At 34.6% G+C, this 20,284-nt stretch carries 20 protein-coding genes and 1 pseudogene; 12 read left to right on the top strand and 9 right to left on the bottom strand.

The genetic code is table 11. From position 1 onward, the window contains the following. Positions 1-10 precede the first annotated feature (10 nt). The 7 genes and pseudogenes from IPK14_20995 to IPK14_20965 all read right to left on the bottom strand — a co-directional run bounded on the left by IPK14_20995 (position 11) and on the right by IPK14_20965 (position 6,233). Complete coding sequence (locus IPK14_20995; protein MBK7995761.1) at positions 11-220, bottom strand: hypothetical protein; 210 nt, start codon at positions 218-220, stop codon at positions 11-13. Next, the gene (gene argS / locus IPK14_20990; protein MBK7995760.1) at positions 174-1,817 is read right to left on the bottom strand and encodes an arginine--tRNA ligase; all 1,644 of its coding nucleotides are present in this window, start codon (positions 1,815-1,817) and stop codon (positions 174-176) included. Before argS ends, IPK14_20995 begins: the two co-directional genes overlap by 47 nt. A gap of 32 nt (positions 1,818-1,849) precedes the next feature. Further along, on the bottom strand, positions 1,850-2,050 hold the full coding sequence (locus IPK14_20985; protein ID MBK7995759.1) for a hypothetical protein: 201 nt from the start codon (positions 2,048-2,050) through the stop codon (positions 1,850-1,852). A 53-nt stretch (positions 2,051-2,103) separates the two neighbouring features. Continuing rightward, a complete protein-coding gene (gene priA / locus IPK14_20980) occupies positions 2,104-3,603 on the bottom strand; it encodes a primosomal protein N' (protein MBK7995758.1) in 1,500 nt (499 codons plus the stop codon). A 5-nt stretch (positions 3,604-3,608) separates the two neighbouring features. Beyond that, positions 3,609-4,559 (bottom strand): hypothetical protein, encoded by a 951-nt coding sequence (locus IPK14_20975; GenBank protein MBK7995757.1) that lies wholly within the window; start codon positions 4,557-4,559, stop codon positions 3,609-3,611. 19 nt (positions 4,560-4,578) lie between these two features. Beyond that, a complete protein-coding gene (locus tag IPK14_20970) occupies positions 4,579-5,319 on the bottom strand; it encodes a cytosolic protein (protein ID MBK7995756.1) in 741 nt (246 codons plus the stop codon). A gap of 64 nt (positions 5,320-5,383) precedes the next feature. After that, positions 5,384-6,233, bottom strand: a pseudogene (locus IPK14_20965) (site-specific DNA-methyltransferase). A gap of 240 nt (positions 6,234-6,473) precedes the next feature. On the opposite strand from IPK14_20965, the gene IPK14_20960 reads away from it, so the two are divergent. The 7 genes from IPK14_20960 (at position 6,474) to IPK14_20930 (ending at position 14,132) form a co-directional block, all read left to right on the top strand. Beyond that, positions 6,474-7,643 (top strand): phosphopentomutase, encoded by a 1,170-nt coding sequence (locus IPK14_20960; protein ID MBK7995755.1) that lies wholly within the window; start codon positions 6,474-6,476, stop codon positions 7,641-7,643. Between the two features lie 233 nt (positions 7,644-7,876). Continuing rightward, positions 7,877-11,197: a TonB-dependent receptor gene (locus tag IPK14_20955; GenBank protein ID MBK7995754.1), complete on the top strand. Its 3,321-nt coding sequence runs from the start codon at positions 7,877-7,879 to the stop codon at positions 11,195-11,197. Positions 11,198-11,209: 12 nt separating this feature from the next. After that, positions 11,210-11,698 carry a hypothetical protein gene (locus IPK14_20950; GenBank protein ID MBK7995753.1) on the top strand — a complete coding sequence of 163 codons (489 nt, stop codon included), beginning with the start codon at positions 11,210-11,212 and terminating at the stop codon, positions 11,696-11,698. Between the two features lie 69 nt (positions 11,699-11,767). Then, positions 11,768-12,391, top strand: a complete 624-nt coding sequence (locus tag IPK14_20945) for a hypothetical protein (GenBank protein MBK7995752.1) — start codon at positions 11,768-11,770, stop codon at positions 12,389-12,391. A gap of 115 nt (positions 12,392-12,506) precedes the next feature. Further along, positions 12,507-12,797 carry a transcriptional regulator gene (locus tag IPK14_20940; protein ID MBK7995751.1) on the top strand — a complete coding sequence of 97 codons (291 nt, stop codon included), beginning with the start codon at positions 12,507-12,509 and terminating at the stop codon, positions 12,795-12,797. Between the two features lie 50 nt (positions 12,798-12,847). Beyond that, the gene (locus IPK14_20935; GenBank protein MBK7995750.1) at positions 12,848-13,591 is read left to right on the top strand and encodes a di-trans,poly-cis-decaprenylcistransferase; all 744 of its coding nucleotides are present in this window, start codon (positions 12,848-12,850) and stop codon (positions 13,589-13,591) included. Between the two features lie 94 nt (positions 13,592-13,685). Beyond that, on the top strand, positions 13,686-14,132 hold the full coding sequence (locus IPK14_20930) for a YjbQ family protein (protein ID MBK7995749.1): 447 nt from the start codon (positions 13,686-13,688) through the stop codon (positions 14,130-14,132). Between the two features lie 39 nt (positions 14,133-14,171). Here IPK14_20930 and IPK14_20925 read toward each other — a convergent pair whose 3' ends face one another. Then, complete coding sequence (locus IPK14_20925) at positions 14,172-15,545, bottom strand: hypothetical protein (protein ID MBK7995748.1); 1,374 nt, start codon at positions 15,543-15,545, stop codon at positions 14,172-14,174. 93 nt (positions 15,546-15,638) lie between these two features. Continuing rightward, positions 15,639-16,883 (bottom strand): threonine synthase, encoded by a 1,245-nt coding sequence (locus IPK14_20920; protein ID MBK7995747.1) that lies wholly within the window; start codon positions 16,881-16,883, stop codon positions 15,639-15,641. Positions 16,884-17,324: 441 nt separating this feature from the next. Between IPK14_20920 and IPK14_20915 the strand changes: the two genes are divergently transcribed. The 5 genes from IPK14_20915 (at position 17,325) to IPK14_20895 (ending at position 19,878) form a co-directional block, all read left to right on the top strand. Next, a complete protein-coding gene (locus IPK14_20915; protein MBK7995746.1) occupies positions 17,325-17,483 on the top strand; it encodes a hypothetical protein in 159 nt (52 codons plus the stop codon). Between the two features lie 117 nt (positions 17,484-17,600). Next, a complete protein-coding gene (locus IPK14_20910; GenBank protein ID MBK7995745.1) occupies positions 17,601-17,828 on the top strand; it encodes a hypothetical protein in 228 nt (75 codons plus the stop codon). Positions 17,829-18,070: 242 nt separating this feature from the next. Next, the gene (locus tag IPK14_20905; GenBank protein ID MBK7995744.1) at positions 18,071-18,652 is read left to right on the top strand and encodes a hypothetical protein; all 582 of its coding nucleotides are present in this window, start codon (positions 18,071-18,073) and stop codon (positions 18,650-18,652) included. 22 nt (positions 18,653-18,674) lie between these two features. Then, entirely contained in the window at positions 18,675-19,247 is a 573-nt protein-coding gene (locus IPK14_20900; protein MBK7995743.1) for a matrixin family metalloprotease, read from the top strand. A 139-nt stretch (positions 19,248-19,386) separates the two neighbouring features. Beyond that, entirely contained in the window at positions 19,387-19,878 is a 492-nt protein-coding gene (locus IPK14_20895) for a hypothetical protein (GenBank protein ID MBK7995742.1), read from the top strand. Positions 19,879-20,284 lie beyond the last annotated feature (406 nt).

Below are 20,284 nucleotides of genomic sequence, written 5' to 3'. Positions count from 1 at the left end.
TTATAGACATTCACACTACATCAGGAAGTCTACTAGCAAAATAAATTAAACTCCAAAGATAATTGCCATCCCAACCCTTATCATCTTTAGCTGCCAATAATTCATTGATTTCATTATCTGTTAAAGTAAATTCTATAGCTCTATTTTTTTCTGCTAATTTACGGAAAATGCTATTAATGCGAACTACGGCATAAAGTAGGTAGGCCGGTTTCGCCTTCAAATGCTAGTGCTTCATCAAAATCAAAAGCAATAATGGAGCTACGAGTATATTTCAGTAAGAAATAGCGCAATGCACTAACAACAATACGTTGAGCAATTTCTTGACGCTCTTCTACACTTGCTTCTGGATGGTGTTCATCAACTTTTGGACGTGATTTCTCTATTAGCTTATCAATTAAATCATCAGCTTTTACACCTAAACCTTTACGTCCTGACATACTAATTTGGCTACGTTTACTTTCTTCTTCTGATAGCTCATAGCCTAATTCCCTCGCACTAGCTGGGGTTAGAACTACTTTTTCATAAGCTAAATGGGAACTACGATCAATTCGATCATCTGTTGAAAGCAGCTTAACCCCTAATTTTACATAAGCTTGTGGGTAAGATTGCCCTACATCAATAACATTAAAATAGGCTACTCCATTACCAAAATCTAAGCCTTTTGCATTATCAGAAGCAATTTTTGAAGTTGTTATCCAAACTTTTTTATCTGTTGGGTACTTGTAAAATTCTTGATACTGAAAATCTAGCCCTAGTTGGCCTAATTTCCACAAATGGTAAGCAATATCTTTACCTGTATAAGTAACTGTACCATTAGAACGAACTAGAATTTTATCAGCCTCATAATCAGTTGCTTCGGTTTCGGTTGTAGGCGCAGTTTCAGCTTTATTTTCTGCTCTCATCACCCAACAACCTTTGTTTTTACCTTCGGTTTCAAAATAAATTGCTTCTTTTTCTTTTAGTTTTTCAAAAGCTGTTTGCCAAAAATTTAGATGTAAGACATCACTTTCTCTAGGCAGTACGTCATAAGTAATACCTAATCGCCACATTGTATCAAGATGAGTTTTTAGAATACGATTAGAAACATATTCAGCCATTATAGCTGTGTCGCCAAGGTTATGTTCAATTTCATGAAGGGTTTGCGCACGTAGCTTTTTATTATCTGGGGCCTCTTCATAGAATTTTCCCACTTGTGCATAAAGATCCCAACAATAATAATCAAATTTTTCTGTTATAGCTTCAATTTCTGCTAAAGATTTCTTTTCTAAATACTTAAAGCCTACAACGACATCAGCAACTTGAACACCCGTATTATCAATATAATTATGTGTTTCTACTGTCTCGCCGCTAGCTTTTAACATTCTAACAATTGTGTCACCTAGTACAGCATTACGAACATGCCCAATATGTGCAGCTTTATTTGGGTTAATGCTAGTATGTTCAACAATTAGCTTGCCGCCTGTTATTTCATCAAGCTTTACACATTTTTCTGCTGTCGCTCTTGTTTGAAAAAAAGCACCTCTATCAAGAAAGAAATTTAAGTATCCTGCTCCGGCTGTTTCTATACGTGCTACTTTATCTATGGAAGTAAGTTCACCGCGAATTTTATCAGCTATTTGTCTTGGATTTTGTTTTGTTCCTGTAGCCACTTTTAGCCGTTTTGCAATTTCAAACGCAATTGGAAAAGCTAGATCTCCCATTTCGCTTTTTGGTGGATATTCTAACATAATATCGCTTAGTGCTAGTTCTATATCAAAGCTCTTTTTAACTGCTGTTTGAAGTTGTTCTTTTATTGTGCGATGTAAAGTTAATAACATTAATTTCTCTCCGTGAGTTGAGTATATTTTATTTATGGAAAATAAATTCTAGGTAAAAATTTATGAAACAAAATACCTAATGCAGCTAAAAATATTATAAAGCCAATGGCCCACATAATAACTTTAGTTATAAAACTTGTAATTTTAACCCCAATCCAAAAAACGACTGCTGCTATTGCTAAAACAGCTAGTCCAGCAATAATTAAAACTAAATTTGCAGGTATAATTTCCATAGCCAAGCTACCTTTTTAATTAATAAATGAAAAGGTTAAAAACCGAAAGATTATTACATTAAATCAATTGGATCAACTTCAATATTGATAGAGCTTAGATCTTGCTGATTATAGCTTAAGCTATTCATTGCTAAATCTAAGATTTCCCGCGCCCTAGTTCTTGAGCGAGCTTTAATTAAAATTTGCAGTCTGTGTTCTGCTCTAAGTCGTGCTAAAGGAGCAGTAGCCGGGCCTAAAATACGGATGGTTCTATCATCTCCGCTAGCTGTTCTTAGTTGTTTAGCTAGTTCTGCGGCTTGAGCCTGAGCTTGAGATAACTCTTTATGTTTAATAATTATATTTACTAGCACGCTAAAAGGTGGATAGTAGAGCGAGCGACGAAAGTTAATTTCTTGCTGGTAAAAAGCTAGGTAATCTTGCTTACAAGCGTGTTGTAAAGAGTAATGGTCAGGATGGTAAGTTTGAATAATTACTCGTCCCGGACTATTTCCACGACCAGCACGACCAGCAACTTGGGTTAATAGCTGAAAAGTTCGTTCAGCAGAACGAAAATCTGGCATTGAAAGCCCTGCATCAACTGAAACTACACCAACCAAAGTAACATTAGGAAAGTCATGCCCCTTAGCAATCATTTGTGTACCAACTAAAATTTCAATTAATCCATCAGCAAATTCACCTAAAATTTTCTCAAAACTTCCTTTCCTTCGTGTAGTGTCTCGGTCTAGTCGAGCAATCTTATTTTCTGGAAAAAGTTCTTTAATTTTTGCTTCTAGTTGCTCAGTTCCTTCGCCCATATAATAAATGTATGGGCCTTTACAATTAGGACAAGCTTGAGGAACGCCTATTTGATAGTTGCAATAATGGCAAATCAGCCGGCTAGCTTCCCGATGATAAGTTAAAGTTACAGCACAATCGCGGCAACGTATTGATTGACCACAACTACGACAAATAACAAAAGCAGAAAAACCCCGTCTATTAAGTAAAACTATGGATTGTTCGCCTTTTGCTTGTACTTCTTTGATAGCTTCTATAAGTTCATCAGCAAAAATCTGCATTTTTCCATGTCGGCGAAAAACTTCGCGCATGTCTACAACTTCAACTTTGGCTAGCGGACGTTTTGCTACTCGTTCAGGAAGACTAATATATTGGTATTTTTTTAAGTAAGCATTATGGTAAGTCTCAAGTGAGGGTGTTGCACTACCTAAAATTACTACTGCTTGAGCTTTTAAGGCTCGCATTATCGCGCTATCTCGACCGTTATAACGTGGTACTTCATCTTGTTTATAAGACGTTTCATGTTCTTCATCTACAACAATTAGCCCTAGATTACGAATAGGAGCAAATACGGCTGATCGTGTCCCAATAACTACTTTAGCTTCGCCTCTATAAATTCGCTGCCATTCATCAAAGCGTTCTCCTTCTGAAAGCGAAGAGTGAAGAATTGCTACTGATTCTCCAAAATGTTCACAAAGACGACGTGAAAAAACAGGTGTTAGAGCGATTTCTGGCACTAACATTAAAGCCGTTTTTCCAATTTCTATTGCTGCTCGCATTGCTCTTAAGTAGATTTCTGTTTTCCTGAACCCGTAACGCCATGTAATAGAAATGTAGCATATTCTTCAGCAAAAATAGCTGTAACGATCTGCTCTAAAGCCTCGGCTTGAGCATCAGTTAAGCTTAATGTAGGCATTAAAGCAGGCTGTTCCATATGGGCTAGCGGATTACGTCGGACATTTTGGAAAAATATTTCTACAAGACCACGCTTTTCTAATGTGCGAATTACTGAAACACTGATGTTTAAGCCATCTAGTAGCTCAGTAAGAAATGGCGCAGTTGCTGAAGCAGCTAAATAATCCATCACTCGTTTTTGATTAGTAGAAAGTTCTTGAGATTCTTTTGTTATATATTCTTCTATAGTGAAATTAGGATTTAAGCGAACTGCGGCTTGTTTTTTAGTGCGTGTTTTTTGTTCTAGTTGGTGTTCAACTTGAATTAGCCCAGTTTGCTCTAGCTCACGAGTTATAGAACTCAACCTAGATTTTTGAAAGTCTTTTTCTAGGGATTTTAAGTTTTTGTTGCTTGCCATTTGTTCAAGAACTTTCCATTTTGTAGAACGTTCAATTCGGCTAGCATCCAAGCTATTTAATTGCTCACGGCCTGCTTCAGTAACAGAAATAGTTACCTCTACAGCAGCATTTATTGCAGCAGGCAAAGCAGCCTTAATGCTTTCTCCCCAGGGAGCATAATAATAATCAGAAATCCAGCGGGTTAGCTCTAATACTTCAACAATAATTATTGGTTCTTCATCAATTATTACTAAAAGTTCTTTAATTGATTCAATTTCTGTGTCTATTTCATCATGCAAAGCAACAATATAGCCCACCATTGAACGTTTGCCAAAAGGGACTAAACAGCGACACCCTACCTGTACATCTATCTCTATTTCTTTAGGAACAAGATAAGTAAAGGTTTGAAAAATATAAAGCGGCAATGCAACTTCGACATACATAAAATCTTAGTCTAGAGTTCTAAGAGCTTTTCCTTTGAGAAACAAAATCTATTAACTTTACCCAATCTATTTGATTATCAGTAATAAAATGTCTCATAAACTCCTGGGTCATTTCATTAAATTTACCTACATAAGCTATCTTAAATACTTCATCTTTTTTCTTAGCTTCTTTGTCTATGGGTGTAATAATTTCGCGGTATAAGTTGTTGTCTCCTGAAATAAACTCCCAAAAATCTTGTCCACAATATTTGTAATAAGCTTTTTCTAGCTCAATATGTGTTTTAAATGGGTGGTTATCTTTTCCATAAATACAACCATTAATTGCAATTATCTCTTTATTAACTCCATTATTTTTTAACTTTTCTTTTGCAAGCTTAAAATTAGTTCTCATTTGTGCAATTTGATCACTGTTGCCCCAATTTGGGCCAGATTTTATTCCTACAATGTAATAAACATTTTCTTTTTCAAATTCTAAATCTACACTTTTAAAATTTGACTTTTTTCCTTGATATTCAATATATGAAACATAAAGAGCAAATTTTTCTAGTAAATCTCCAAAAATAGTTTCTTCTTGAGAAGATAAATAGGCCATCAAAATGCTTTCTACAAATTCAGCAGCAGTCATTATGTTTTTAGCTTTGAAAAGATACGGATTTTTTCTTTGCAAAATATCCTTTAAGCTGAGTTTTTTTAGTTTCTCCAATCGCTTTTCATAAAAAGGGATTACAACATTTTCCCCTAAATAAGAAAATATTGCCATATTTGTGACGACATTAAGAAAATCCTCTACTTAATTATATTATCCTTAATTAGAACTATGTTCGTTACTTAACATCAACAAATAAATAAGGTTGAGATAAATTAGTTAATAATTCTAAATTTTTTTTACTTTTTATATAGTAGTCTTCCTGAATCTCTATCCCGATATAATGGCGTTTTAATTGGTAAGCTGCCTTAGCTGTTGTTCCAGAACCAAGAAAAGGATCTAAAACTATATCGCCTTCTTGGGTAAATAAGTTTATAAACCAAGAAGGAAGTTCTACAGGAAAAGCTGCACTAGTTCTTTATTGGCGCATTCTGTAGATAAATGTAAAACATTAGTTGGATAAACCAAATCTCTACCTATCCAGTTAGAAACATTTTTGCCAAATCCACTTCCCACTTTAGAAGTATCTCGTATTTTATCCACTTCGCTTAAGTTTTTAAGCCTGTTTTTTGCCCAATCTCCTACTGGAACCATTACATTTTCTTGGTACATATTAAATTTTTTAGACTTATTAAATTGTAATAATCTTTCCCAAGCGTCCCTAAATCGATTAGGCCATTTACCTGGATAACAATTTTTTTTATGCCAAATAAATTCTTCTGTCCAATACCATCCTTGTTTACGTAAAGCAATGATTAGCTCTAAACCATAAGTGTGCCGTTCACCATTCACAGCTTTTTCTTTAATGTTTAAGATAAAAGTTCCTGTTGGTTTTAATATTCGGAACAATTCTTTAGTTATTGGCAAAACCAGTTAACATAATCATCTGGTTTTATTCCTCCGTAAGTATTACTGCGTTGGTCTGCATAAGGTGGAGAGGTGATAATGAGATCAACACAACTATCTGGTAATTTAGGCAAAATATCCCGACAATCACTATGATAGAGGTAGTCTTTTTCTAAAAACATTATTAATTTCTACAGTTAATTACTAAATTATTTTATTGAATGCTCACTAAAACTATTTTTAAGGTAAAATTTATTTTAGCCCACAATACAAAAAATAAGAGAAATATTTTTCCGATTCTCTGGCAAACTAAGTAACTCAACTTAAACGGAGAAAGCGGTTTTTCTATTAATTACAATGAGATAAAATCTTTTCACCTCAGTTATTATATTTCCCAAAACAAGATCTAGCTTGGAGGTTTTATGCCGTCTCCTTTTGGTCGAGTAACCATTATTGTTTGTGATTCTTTAGGTATTGGCGAGATGCCTGATGCCGCAGAATATGGTGATGCTGGAAGTGATACACTTGGACATATTTTGGCATCACGTGAAGTTAAAATTCCTAATTTACAAAAATTAGGCTTAGGCAATATTAGAAATTTACCTTTATCACCTTCTGATAACCCTATTGGTTGCTATGGACGAGCCGCTTTAGCCTCTCGTGGTAAAGATACCACAACTGGACATTGGGAAATGGCTGGCATTATCACTGAGACACCTTTTCCAACATATCCAAATGGTTTTCCAGATGATGTAATGAATGCTTTTGAGACTGCTATTAGTCGTAAAACATTAGGCAATATCGCTGCATCAGGAACAGAAATTATTGCCGAACTTGGCGAAGAGCATATAAAAACTGGTTATCCAATTGTTTATACTTCCGCAGATAGCGTTTTTCAAATTGCAGCACACGAAGAAATTATCCCTATTCCAGAACTTTATAAAATGTGCGAAATAGCTAGAGAAATCCTAAGAGGAAAACATGAAGTAGGGCGCGTAATTGCCCGTCCATTTATTGGCACTGTAGGAAATTTTACTCGTACAGAACGCCGCCATGATTACGCAATTTCCCCTCCTCCAAATACCCTTCTAGATGAACTATTCCAAGCTAACTTGGACACGGTTTGTATAGGAAAAATTAGCTCTATTTATTGTGATCGTGGTGTAACTAAAGAAGTTAAAGCTAAAAATAATATGTCGTTAATGGATCGCACTATTGATGCGTTAAAAGAAGATTCTCATGGCATTATTTTTACTAACCTAGTGGATTTTGACATGCTTTTTGGTCATCGTAATGATGTAGTAGGTTATGCTAAAGCCTTAGAAGATTTTGACAATCGCCTAACAGAAGTTTTTGAAGCAATGCAGCCAGATGATTTACTAATTATTAGTGCTGATCATGGATGTGACCCAACAGATATTTCAACAGATCATACTCGCGAATATGTTCCAGTAATTGCTTATGGTAAAAATGCGCGGAAAGGTGTCAATTTAGGTTTAAGAAAGAGTTTGGCTGATATTGGTCAAACTATAGCAGAAAATTTTAACTTAAAATTAGGTGCAGGAGAAAGTTTCTTAGGCCAAATAGCTTAGTTATTAATAGTATTTTGTATAAAAATCTGCCCCCTTCGCTTAAATTTGTAGTGTTCTTTGTTTGCCAAAATATCTTTACTTAAATTAGGGATAATTAGGTTAGACAAAAATCTTAAAAAATAGCTTTACCAGGAGATAAAAAGCTAGTAAATTTGCTACTAGTTTTACTTCAAAAGCGATTCCATTTCTCAACAAAATTAATTAGATAAATCATTAAGTAAAAGGTTAATCCTATGAAAAAACGGTATTTAGTATTTTTCTACTCTCTGTTTTTATGCCTTATTTTCTTTCAAGTTACTACTAAGGATATATTTGCACAATCAAGAGCAACAGGAGCAGATTTAATTGGAGTTATCAAAGATCAATCTGGAGGTGTTATATCTGCGGCAAATATTGTTGTTAGAAATCCAGAAACTAATTTTGAACGAACAATTACAGCTAATGAAGATGGGACTTATCAATTTTTAGCACTTCGTCCGGGTACTTATGAATTAATTGTATCTGCTCCAGGTTTTGCTGATTATAAACAACTATTTAACCTTGTGCTTGGTTCGATAGGCTCATTAGATGTAACAATGAATATTGCTGGTGAGTCTAATGTAGTAGTAGTAACTGGAACAAAAATAGTAGAAACTACTAAAAGTGCTGTCACCCAAACCGTAGATTCAAATAGAATAGATAATTTACCAATCAATGGGCGAAATTTTTTAGGCTTTGCTTTTATCAATGCTTTAATTGGTCGGGATAATACCCCGCCCTTAGGCCCAGCCCCAACAACAGGATTAAATTTTGCTGGTCAACGCGCACGCTCTAATCTAGTGCAAGTTGATGGGGCAGATAATATTGATAATGGTTCTAAAGGTGCGCGTTCTACAATTTCACAAGAAGCTGTTCAAGAATTTCAAGTAGTAATAAATAGTTTTGCTGCTGAATATGGCCGCACGGCTGGCGGTGTAGTTAATATTGTTACTAAATCTGGCACAAATGAATTTCATGGCAATGCTTTTGGATTTTTACGTCAAAGAGCAATCCAGGCCCGCAATGCACTAGCTTTTCCTCCAGTTGGAGCTAATCCAAAACCAGCTTTTACTCGTGGTCAATATGGTTTTACTTTTGGTGGCCCGATAAAGCGTGATAAGACATTTTTCTTTTTATCTTTGGATCAAACACGTCGGCGTGAATCAGGTTTTTCTGATATTGGGCGAGATTCTACCCTTTTTGATTTAACACCTGCACAACAAGCTTTTATTGCTAATAATCCTAGTGTAGGCAATCTTTATGCAATGTTTGCCCGTTCTGGTGCCTCAGTAGCTCAAACAGGAATTGACCCAACTACAGGTGCAGCCGTATTTTTACCAACATTTTTAGCTTCTAATGGACAATTAGGAGCAATTCCTGGGATTTTCCGCACATTTACTACAGCACAAAATGTGTACCCAATAAAAGATGACTTTACTTTTTACTCTGCCAAAGTAGACCAACAAATAAACTTAAATAACCGGCTTTCAGCACGCTATAATTTTACTCCTATCACAACTACAGGTATTCAATCATCTGGGCAAAATCAACCTTTTGGCCTCAACGATGTATCTCGTACTGGAGTAGCATCTATAAGAGATACTGCGGCAGTAGCTCAGTTAACCAGTATTTTAGATAACACAAAAATAAATGAGTTTATTTTTAACTTTGGTCGTCGTTCTGCTATATTTTCCTCTAGTGCTAATGTAGCAATCAATATACCTGGAGCAGCATTTTTTGGACGTGAGCCTTTTTCACCTGCTTCAAGACAAGAAAGAGTTTATGAAATAAAAGATAATTTTTCTTATATCATAGGCCAACATACAACTAAATTTGGAGCTTCAGTAAATTTTGTTAGGACATCGCCATTTATGTTTGAGCTAAATTTTTCTGGAGTATTTAACTTTGGGGATTTAGCAGCAACATCAGTTAGTCCAATGTTTGCTGGCGCACCATCATTTACAGCAGTTCAAGCTTATGGATTAGGGCTTCCTCAAACTTTTATTCAAGGCTTTGGAAATTCTAGTATTGAAGTTAATAACACTCAATTTGGATTTTATGGTCAAGATAGTTGGAAAATACGACCTAACTTAATACTAAATTATGGTGTACGTTATGATTTTGAATTAACACCTTCTTTTCCTGCTACTGGTATTTCTACAGATAGGTTAACACTTAGTGCTGAGCAAGTAGATGCAGCAGAAAGATTTCTTAATGTAATGCAAGGCATACCAAGAGATAGAAATAATATAGCTCCACGCATTGCAATAGCTTATGACCCAAGAGGAAATGGTAAAACAGTAATTCGTGCTGCATACGGTTTATTTTATGATAATCCATTGTTATTTATTGCTGGTAACTCAGTATTTGCAAATGGTGTTACTTCACCACAATTAATTGCACCTGGTGGTAGTCCATTACCAAATAATAGTCTTAATGCAGCACAAATTTTCCAAGGCACATTACTACCTGCAACACCTGGCATTGATCGAGGAGCTAGATTTTTATCAGGTCAGTCGCGTTTTGACCCTAAAGCAGCATTTGTTGGTTATGGCGCGTTGCTTCCATTTACTTTACCTGTAGATAGAGATTTTCAATTTGCCTATACCAATCAAGTCAATCTAACAATTGAACATGAGCTATTTTCAGATACAGCATTACAGGTGACTTATTTATTTACAGGCGGTCGCAAACTTCCTCATTCAGTTAATCGAAATGCTCCTGATGGAAGGCGTGTTTTGACAGCAAGCGCGACAGATAGAGTAATTAACAACTTTTTTAGACCTTCTGGCCCAAATCCAGTTTTTGTTAAAACAGATCGACCAATTCCCTTTGGTACTGTAGGAGTACAAGAAGCAACTTCTAGTTCTGTCTATCATGGTGTTTCTTTTAATGTAACCAAACGCTTTTCAGGCAATCTACAACTTCAAGCTAGCTATAGCTACTCAAAAACCATTGATGATTCAACAGATTTACAATCCTTGCTCCAACCTCAAGATAATCGTAGACCTGGACTAGAGCGCAGTTTATCGCTATTTGACCAACGCCATCGCTTTGTTATTAGTGGTGTTCTTAAAAGCCCATTTAAGCAAAATAGTGCAGGTTTTAGAAAATTACTAGCTGACACTACATTTTCACCAATTATTGAGTTATCTTCTGGTAGACCTTTTAATATTTTAACTGGTACAGATACCAATCTAGATCAATCTTCTGTAACAGATCGTCCAAATGTAGATATTACAACAGGAATGTTATCTATCCCTGGGCCAGCAGAAATAGGCTCTCTAGGTCGTAATGTTGGAATTAGCCCTGGGTTTGCTTCTGTAGATATGCGGCTTTCTCGTAGTATTTCTTTAGGCGAAAACTTAAAACTTGAGCTAATTTCAGAAGTATTTAATTTATTTAACCGTGTTAATGTTTCAACAGTTAATAATAACTTTCGTGTGGTGACATTTGATGAAGGACGTTTTAAGAGTCCTCCAACAGCACTTTTTGACCCAAGACAATTTCAATTCTCATTAAAAATAAAATTCTAAGTTTTACTAATTATGGGTCAGTTAATTTTACCTCCTTTTTACTTAGACATTGCAGGGCCAGTAGTTTTTTTAGCTGGCCCAATTCAAGGTGCTGATTGGCAACATCTAGCTATAGAATACTTACAAAAACACTCTCCCAAACTTAATATTGCTTGCCCTCGTCGAGATTACCCAAAAGGCGAATTTATCTATGAAAAACAAGTAGACTGGGAAACCTACTATCTACGCTATGCAGAACAAAATGGGGCAATAATGTTTTGGCTTGCAAAAGAGCTTGTTCACTCTTGCGATCGTGCTTATGCTCAAACTTCTAGATTTGAATTAGCTGAATGGAAAGTTCGTTATGAAAGAGATAAAATTAAGCTAATTTTAGGTATTGAAGAAGGTTTTAGCGGTAGTCGCTATATTCGTAGACGTTTTAGTCAAGATTGCCCTAATATTACTATTTGCAATACTTTAGAAGAAACTTGTAAACAAGCAATTAAAGAAATTTTTAATTAAATAAAATAAAAAGCACTTTATATAATAAAGTACTTGACAGTAAAGATTCTTGTCTTTTAAGATAGCGTTATGTCAACAATTCGTCCTGTTCGTTCTCAGACAGAAAAAGATAGCGAGCCGCCTGCGCTGCACTTGCACGCAATGGACAACTTAAAATTTATTCGTGAAACAATGGAATCGGCGGCATCCTTCACGGCAGTTCCCGGTTGGGGGCAAGTTATCATTGGAGTTTTGGCTGTAATAACGGCTTATTTAGCTAACAAACAAACTAACTCTAATTATTGGTTAATTATTTGGATAACCTTAGCTATTTTATCATTAGTAATTTCGCTAATTTCAATGCAGTTAAAAGCTAAAGTATCAAAAATACCGTTATTTTCTAGGCCCGGGCAAAAGTTTGCGTTAAGCTGCTCTCCACCAATGTTGGCAGCAGCAATACTTACATTAAGTTTATATAATAGTAATAATTTTTCGCTTTTTACTGGTATGTGGTTGTTACTTTATGGTGCAGGAATTATTACTGGTGGAGCATTTTCTGTTAAAGTTGTGCCTGTAATGGGCATTTGTTTTATGGTGTTAGGACTAATTGCAGTATTTTCGCCAGCCACTTGGGGAAATGCTTTTATGGCATTAGGGTTTGGTTTACTGCATATAGTTTTTGGTTTAATTATTGCTTGGAGGTATGGTGGCTAAGTTAAAGGCTAATACTAAATCAACTGTTGATGATTTAGTAACAAACAAAAATTTATCTTCCAGCCAACAAAGCCCGCAACTACGTGGCTTGCCTGGGTTAGCAGATGATGGGCCAATGGAACTAGACCGCCTAATTCATGAACGTTTGCGCTTAGGCATTGTTAGCGCGTTAGCTGTAAATGCTTCTCTATCTTTTAATGAGCTAAAAACTTTACTTAAAACCTCTGATGGTAATTTAAGCGTACATGCACGTAAATTAGAAGAAGCTGAATATATAACTTGTGAAAAATACTTTGAAGGCCGAGTACCTAAAACAGAATATCGGCTAACCGCTGCTGGTAAAAGGGCATTAGAGCGTTACTTAGACCATATGGAAGCTTTAATTCAAGCTATGAGAGATCGCTAGAATTTAATATAAACCAAGATAGTTAAATTTTTTTGAGGAGCTACTTTATAATGCAAAGTTCTTTACAATTAATTAAAAATGATTTACCCCCAAAATTACATGTAGCAATAATTATGGATGGCAATGGACGTTGGGCCGTAGGGCGAGGACTACCACGAATTGCTGGACATCGCGTTGGAGCCGAAGCAGTAAGAAGAACTGTAACAGCTTGCCCTAGTTTAGGAATTGGAACTTTAACACTTTACGCTTTTTCTTCTGATAATTGGAGACGACCATCAGCAGAAGTAAATGCACTAATGAGATTACTTAAGCTTTTTATGCGTAAAGAGATAGCAAATTCCCTTAAAAATGGAGTGCGAATTAGTGTAATAGGCCGCCGAGATCGTCTTTCTTCATCAGTGTTAAGTGCAATTGAAACAGCAGAACAAGCAACTATTAATGGTCAAACATTACATTTAAGGATTGCTATAGATTATTCTGCTCGTGAAGCTATTTTACGTGCTGCTAAAAGACTTAGTGAAAATCCTTCTCTTCAAGCCTTAAATCAGCAAACTTTTTCACAACTAATTGCTGACTGTCCACAGACAAGCGCACCTGACGTAGATTTACTAATCCGCACTAGTGGAGAACAACGCTTAAGTGATTTTCTTTTATGGGAATGTGCTTATGCAGAGTTTTTCTTTACCAACCGAATGTGGCCCGACTTTGATGCTAATGATTTAGCTGGAGCAGTTAATAGCTTTTTAGCTCGTGATCGTCGTTTTGGTGGATTAAGTAAAGTGGCCGCTAGTTAAATACCAAACATTCAACCATCAATTTTCAACCAATTTGAATAATTTTGGAGGCTTTATGTTAGCAACTGTAGATATAGTTGAGTCTATTTCTGTAATGAAAACCTATCACCAAACTTTGTCAATCAAAACTTCTAACTGCTTAGAATTTATAGATATAACAGAGCAAATTATTGATTTAGTAAAAAAATCTCAAATCTCAAACGGAATTATTAATATTCAAACCAAGCATACTACTACAGGAATTATCATTAATGAGCATGAGCCACTACTTTTATCAGACATAAAAAGTACTTTAGAACGACTTGTTCCACAAGAAATAGCATATCAGCACAATAATTTTAAGATTCGTACAGTAAACATGACCGCTAATGAACGGGAAAATGGGCATTCTCATTGTAAAGCTATTTTTTTAAGAACCTCTGAAACATTAAATATTTTTGCAGGGGAACTTCAACTTGGCACTTGGCAGAGGATTTTTTTACTAGAATTAGATAGCTCACAAACCAGAAATATCTCTGTAATGCTAATGGGTATGGTGTAAATATACGCAAGAATTGAATTTTACGTTATAACAAAGTATTTATTCAAATTTTAATGGTAATGTAGCAATTTCTACTTCTTGTTTTCCAATAATACCTATAATAGTTGCTTGTGCTAAAGTATTCACCTGTAAGTTATTAGTATTAGCAAGTTTAACTTCTATAGAAATAAAATCTATATCTTCAGAAGTTTTAGGAAGTTTTATTTTCTCTACTAAAGTTTTTTCCTTTGATAGGTTAATTTTTACCAAATAAGAGGTAAATTCTTCTTGGCTGTTTTCTTCATATTTTGGCAACCTAACAGCAAAACTTGATTGTGTTCCTCGTGTTAATAAAATCGGTGAAACTACTGCACGAGTGTTATTAATTAAATTACTAATTGTGTTACGTGTAGCTAAAACAAGTGCTAATTTTATATTGCTTAACACATCAATTTTAGTAATCTTACTAATAATTTTTGGTTTTTCAATAATGCTTGGCTTAATCTCTATTTTCTGTTGCTCAACACTAGCTAATTCATCTGACAGTTTTCTACTTAAGGTCTCTGATTTTATTAATCTGTCTTCAAACGTGCTTTTTTCCTGATTAATTTTGGCTAGTTCTTGTTGTAATTTATTAAATTTTTGTTGCCAGTAAATTTGCAGCACAGCTAAGCTAGTAACCATTATAACTACTACACTTGTAGCCCACAGTAATTTAGGAAAAACCATTGACTGCTGAAAGCTACTAATAAAACTTGCTAGTAAACTATTCTTAACTCTACTCTTGACAACTCGCTTGTCAGTATACTCTAAGTTAATTTCTGGAGTGTCGTTTAAGTAGATTATTGTAAATTTTAACTGTTGATTTTCATTAAGTTTAATATCTTCTTTAATTTCTTGTTCTATTTCTTCAGAAAACATTTTATGAAAAATCAGCTTTCCTTTTTCATCTAGTAATTCTATAGATTCCAACGGCTCATCTAAATTTGGTCTTAGACTAAGCAATTTCACTTGATCATCTACTTTGCAAGATGTAAAAGGCCAACCATTAACACAAAAAGTAATTTCTTGTGGTAAATAATCAAAATGCTCTTTTCTTTTTTCTTCTAATTGTTTTAGTAACAAAGCCTGATTAGAACCAGTTTTATTACTACTAAATGGGCTGTTACTATTGTTTTGATTGGGTTTATCATGATTATCATCATTATTATTGCCATCTCGCTCAAGAACATCAAAAGGGCTACGTTCATTTAGCAAAGGTAATGAATGAAGTTGATTAACAATATCTAAGCATTTACTACAACTAGTTAAATGCTTGATTGGCAAGTCTTTAGCATTACCAGAATAAAACTTTTGCCATTCTTCTTGGGAATAACAAGGGCCTATTTTGGCTGCAAAAATAATTTTCTTTAGCTCATCAACAATATTTGCCATTGTTTTTATTTATTTACTTGTTTTGCTTAAGGTTAATAGATATTTTTCGGAAGCTACCACTTAAGACAAAAAAAGTAATAGCAATATAACAACTTAAATTAAAAATTTTTCCTGTAAAACTTGAGCTAATTTTTCTATATCTGGCTCAATTGCAATTGGCTCACCCGCTGCTTTGCGAGCAGTTTGCACATCTTTTAACCCATTACCAGTAATAGCAACTAAAGCCGTCTCACCTTCTTTTACAATTCCTTCTTCTCTAGCGCGTTTTAATCCTGCTAGTGCAGCAACTCCGGCTGGTTCACCAAATACAGCAGCACTTCTAGCAGTAAGCCTCATTGCTTCTAAAATCTCCTCATCTGTTACTTGAATCATTTCACCATTAGAATCTTGAATTGCTTTTAGAGCTTTACGCCAATTCCTAGGCTCACCAACACAAATACTATCAGCAATGGTCTGTGCCTCTGATGTTATTAAGTCTGAATTAGTACGAAAAGCTTTTACAATTGGACTTGCACCCTCGGCTTGTACACCTAGCATTTTAGGCAAACGTTTTGCTATTCCTAGTTTGTACATCTCCCAAATACCTTTCCAAGCTCCTGCAATAGTGCAACCATCCCCAACAGAAAAGACGACCCAATCCGGCATATTATCCGCCATTTGTTCGCCTATTTCTAAGCCAGCAGTCTTTTTTCCTTCCACTAAATAAGGATTAACCGCAGCATTACGATTATACCAACCCCATTTTTCACAAGCTCTTTGACAAAACCACCAAGCATCTTCATAACTTCCTTTAACACGTATTACAGTAGCACCAAAAATTAATAGTTGGGTAATTTTTGGCTCTGGTGCGCGTTCAGGGACAAAAATAATACTTGCAATTCCCATTGCCGCAGCAAAACCAGCTAGCGAGCTAGCAGCATTGCCCGTCGAAGCACAAGCAATAATCGGTGCTTTCTTTTCTGTAGCTTTTACCACCCCAACCGAGCTAGCACGATCCTTAAACGATGCCGTAGGGTTACGTCCATCATCTTTAATATAAACAGCTTTCATATTCAGGGTTGTAGCAATTTTTGGTGCATTATAAACAGGTGTCCAGCCTACTTGAAGATGTGGTAATACAGCATCTTCTGCAATTGGTAGTAGTTCCAGGTAACGCCAATGGTTAAACTCTCGACTAGCTAAAGCTTCTTTAGTCAATGTTTTAGCAGCTAAATCATAATTATATTCTATGTCTAAGATTCCATCCAAACCACAACTTGAGCAAGTATACTCCTGCTCTAAAGTATAGATTTTATGGCATTTAACGCAGTGCAAAGAAGTAATGTGGCGAGTTGTCATGTATTTTCCTTAGCTATTTCATTTTCTTAAGTAAGCAAGATAATAAGCGATCTTTTTTTATATAAAACTACTTTTTGAAAATAATCTGGAAATTCTAGGAAAAATTTTTCTATTTTTCTGTATGTTTTTTTCTTCCTCCTACGTCTCCTAATCATAGCTAATTAAGTGTATTAAGTTATATGAATATTACTAATTAAATATTCATAGGATGTCCTTTTGTCTTTGGAAGCAATTTATCTAACAACAAGATAATTAATAAGAAGAGAAATTTACAAAAGTAATACTACTATATTAAATCAATGTAAAAAGTAGCTTACGGTTTGTAAGTATAGTGCAATACGCATAAGTTCTTAAATAATAAATAATTAATCATTAGAAAAAAATTTAAAAAGAAAGTTTTTACTAATAGGAATTTTCTTAAAAATCATCAAGGAGAAATTTATGAGATACAATTTGCCAAAGTTTAAGTTCTTGATTTTATTTATTTTTACCTTATTTATTGTGGCACCTTGTGTTTTAGCACAAGGCACTTCACAAGACAGAAAAAATGAAGCTGAAGCTAGATTAGCTGAGGCAAAATGCCAGAAAAGCAGAAATTGATGCCGCCAATGCAGCTTTTTCAGCAAGCTTTCCGGCCTTTAGTAGTAAACCTTTAGAAGGAAAACAACCATTAATGATAATGTTGTAATAGAACCTCAAACAGTTTCTTATATCTCTATGGCAGAACTTGCTAACAGAATTGTTGCAACTATTAAAGAAAAGGACACTTTAAAATCCAGTACAAGCTTATCTATTTACAATGAAAAAGACGTTAGTTTGTTACTAACTTACCAAGTAGCAAGAAAACAAATCGAATTAATGCAAGGTGCTTATTGTGATTTGATAACTAATTCTGATTGTCCTAAAAAATCTTCTGATGGTGCTAGTGCTCTATTACTTCGTTAGCACCATTAAAAATAGCACAAAGTTTTTTAGGTGGTTTTGTTGATTTAACAGCTTTTTTAAGAACAAATGTCGAAATTAAAGGTCAAACTTTTGATATAGATGAAAGTGCATTAGTAGCAGAAGTATTTAGAGCCGCTCAAACAGATAAAGGTTTAGGAAAAAACCTTTATTACCCTAAAACCTTTCCTCCATTCTTAAGAAACATTGATTCTGAAATTCTGGGTCTTTTAGAAAAAGTTAATATGCTTAAAAACTTGTCTCAAAATATAGGGGATAAAAATAGTGAAATCACAGAAAAAGAGAAAAGTATTAAATCAACAGAAGAAGAATTATTAGCTGCATCAAAGAAAGAAAAAGAGGAAATAGAAAAAGCTTCCCGACTTATGGAAGTTTATGCAACAGATATCTACAAAGAAACCATAGATATTTCAGCAAAATTCAACAAAATAGCATCTTCAACCTATTCCATGCCTTTGAAGGAAAAAGAAATGATCTTAGCTCTTAGAGACAATATCAAGATCATACAAGACTTAAAAACCTCTCTAACAAGCAAAAAACTAAAGTTGGAAGGTGAACTAAGTTCTTTACAAAAAGAATTTGAAAGTCTAGCTGGAAATTTAGCAAAACTTGACCAAGAAAAATTAAAAATGGTTATTACCCAACTAAAAAATCTCAACAAACAGTTTGACAACTATATTACATCTTTTACTCAGATTGATAGCACAACAAAAACTAACCTTCTAACATCTTGCATTAAAGCAGAACATTTAAGAGAAGCTTCTACAGTAAGTTACTGTAAATTAAAATTGAACCTAATAAAATAGCTAATAGAAAGGACTCTGTTTTATGTCTAATACTAGACGTTTTTTTATACAAACTTGTGATGTTAAACCAAATGATGTGAATGAAGAAATGCACCTTGTACAAAAATATCTTAGACGTTTTGGATATCTACAGCAAAAATGTGAAGATAGAAGGCTGGATGAACCAACAGAAAAAGCTTTGAAGCTTTATCAAAGAAATATGAGCCTTAAAGAAACAGGCTATTTAGATAAAGAGACTGTAGATGTTTTAAATTTACCTAGATGCGGTCTAAGAGATATACCTCCATCAGGTGAAGAAACATCCTCAAGTTTTGTTGTTCGTGGTTGCAGCTATCAAGCAAAATTCCGTACTTTAACTTATGCCTTTATAAATGGAACAAATGATATAAATGGCAATAGTGAGCAACAAGCTGTTAGAAATGCTTTTGCAACTTGGCAAAGAGAAATTCCTATAGACTTTCAAGAAGTTGGTTTAGCCAACAATCCAAATTTTAGAATAGGATGGTTTTCTGGTAGCCATGGAGATAACAACCCATTTGATGGTATTGGAAATGTTTTGCTTAATGCTTTTATCCTCCTCCATGTGGTGGTCTAAATGCTGGTGCATTACATTTTGATGAAGATGAAACTTGGGGACTCTCACACTCAATAAACACATTTGATACTGAAACAGTTGCTTTGATGAAATAGGTCATTTATTAGGTTTAGATCACTCTACAATACAAAGTGCCGTTATGTTTGCAAACTATGGCGGACAATTACGCTCTTTGTCAAACGATGACATTCAAGGAGTTCGTTCTCTTTATGGTCGTAGAGGCCCACAATTAAGAGTCCTATCACATTTACGAAACATTGGAGATAGAGTCTTTAGAGATAATGAATTTACAGGAACAAAAGGACAACCCAACATTTTAGAAGGATTTCAAATAAACATTACTCAACCAATCCCTAATGTTAGTTTAAGATATAAAGCTCATTTACAAGGCGTTGGAGATGTTGCTTTCGTTGGTGAAGGACAATTTGTTGGTACTAGAGGACAATCAAGAAGGCTAGAAGGTTTTTCTATTGAACTTACTGGTAGTGCTGCAAGTAATTACAATGTTTTATATATGGCACAACTAGAAGGCCAAGGAGATACTCCTATACTTAAGAACGGCCAATTTTGCGGTACAAGAGGCCAGTCACGCAGTATTGAAGGAATTTTAGTTAGAATTGAACCCAAATAACTTTTCATTTTGCAAAAAGACTTTGATGGTCAGATGATATATTTACACATCTGACCATCAAAGGTCTTACACATTCAATTTTCCATTTTTGGTTATTTTATTGACCTATTTTATCTTCAATATGAAGCGAAACTTAACACTTCTATTAAACCTCTACCCAGAGCTATCCAACTTATAACTTAATCTTTGGTTTAGAAACCCATATTTAATACAGCATAACATAAGCAAATTTCATTAAAAGTAAAGCTACAAAGTAGCAAAAGAGCTATAACTTAGGGTTTATACATTAGGCAATAGGAATCTAATTTGTTTGATCTATGGTGCAACAAAAATTAACTTATTTTTTAAGTCTTACTTTTACTACTTTTTAGGTTAAAAGAACAAACTTGCAACTATTGATTTAGTT

Source organism: Blastocatellia bacterium, from assembly GCA_016713405.1.
In the GTDB taxonomy this organism is placed as follows: Bacteria; Acidobacteriota; Blastocatellia; order Chloracidobacteriales; family JADJPF01; genus JADJPF01.
This window is presented reverse-complemented; position numbering and strand designations above follow the sequence as displayed.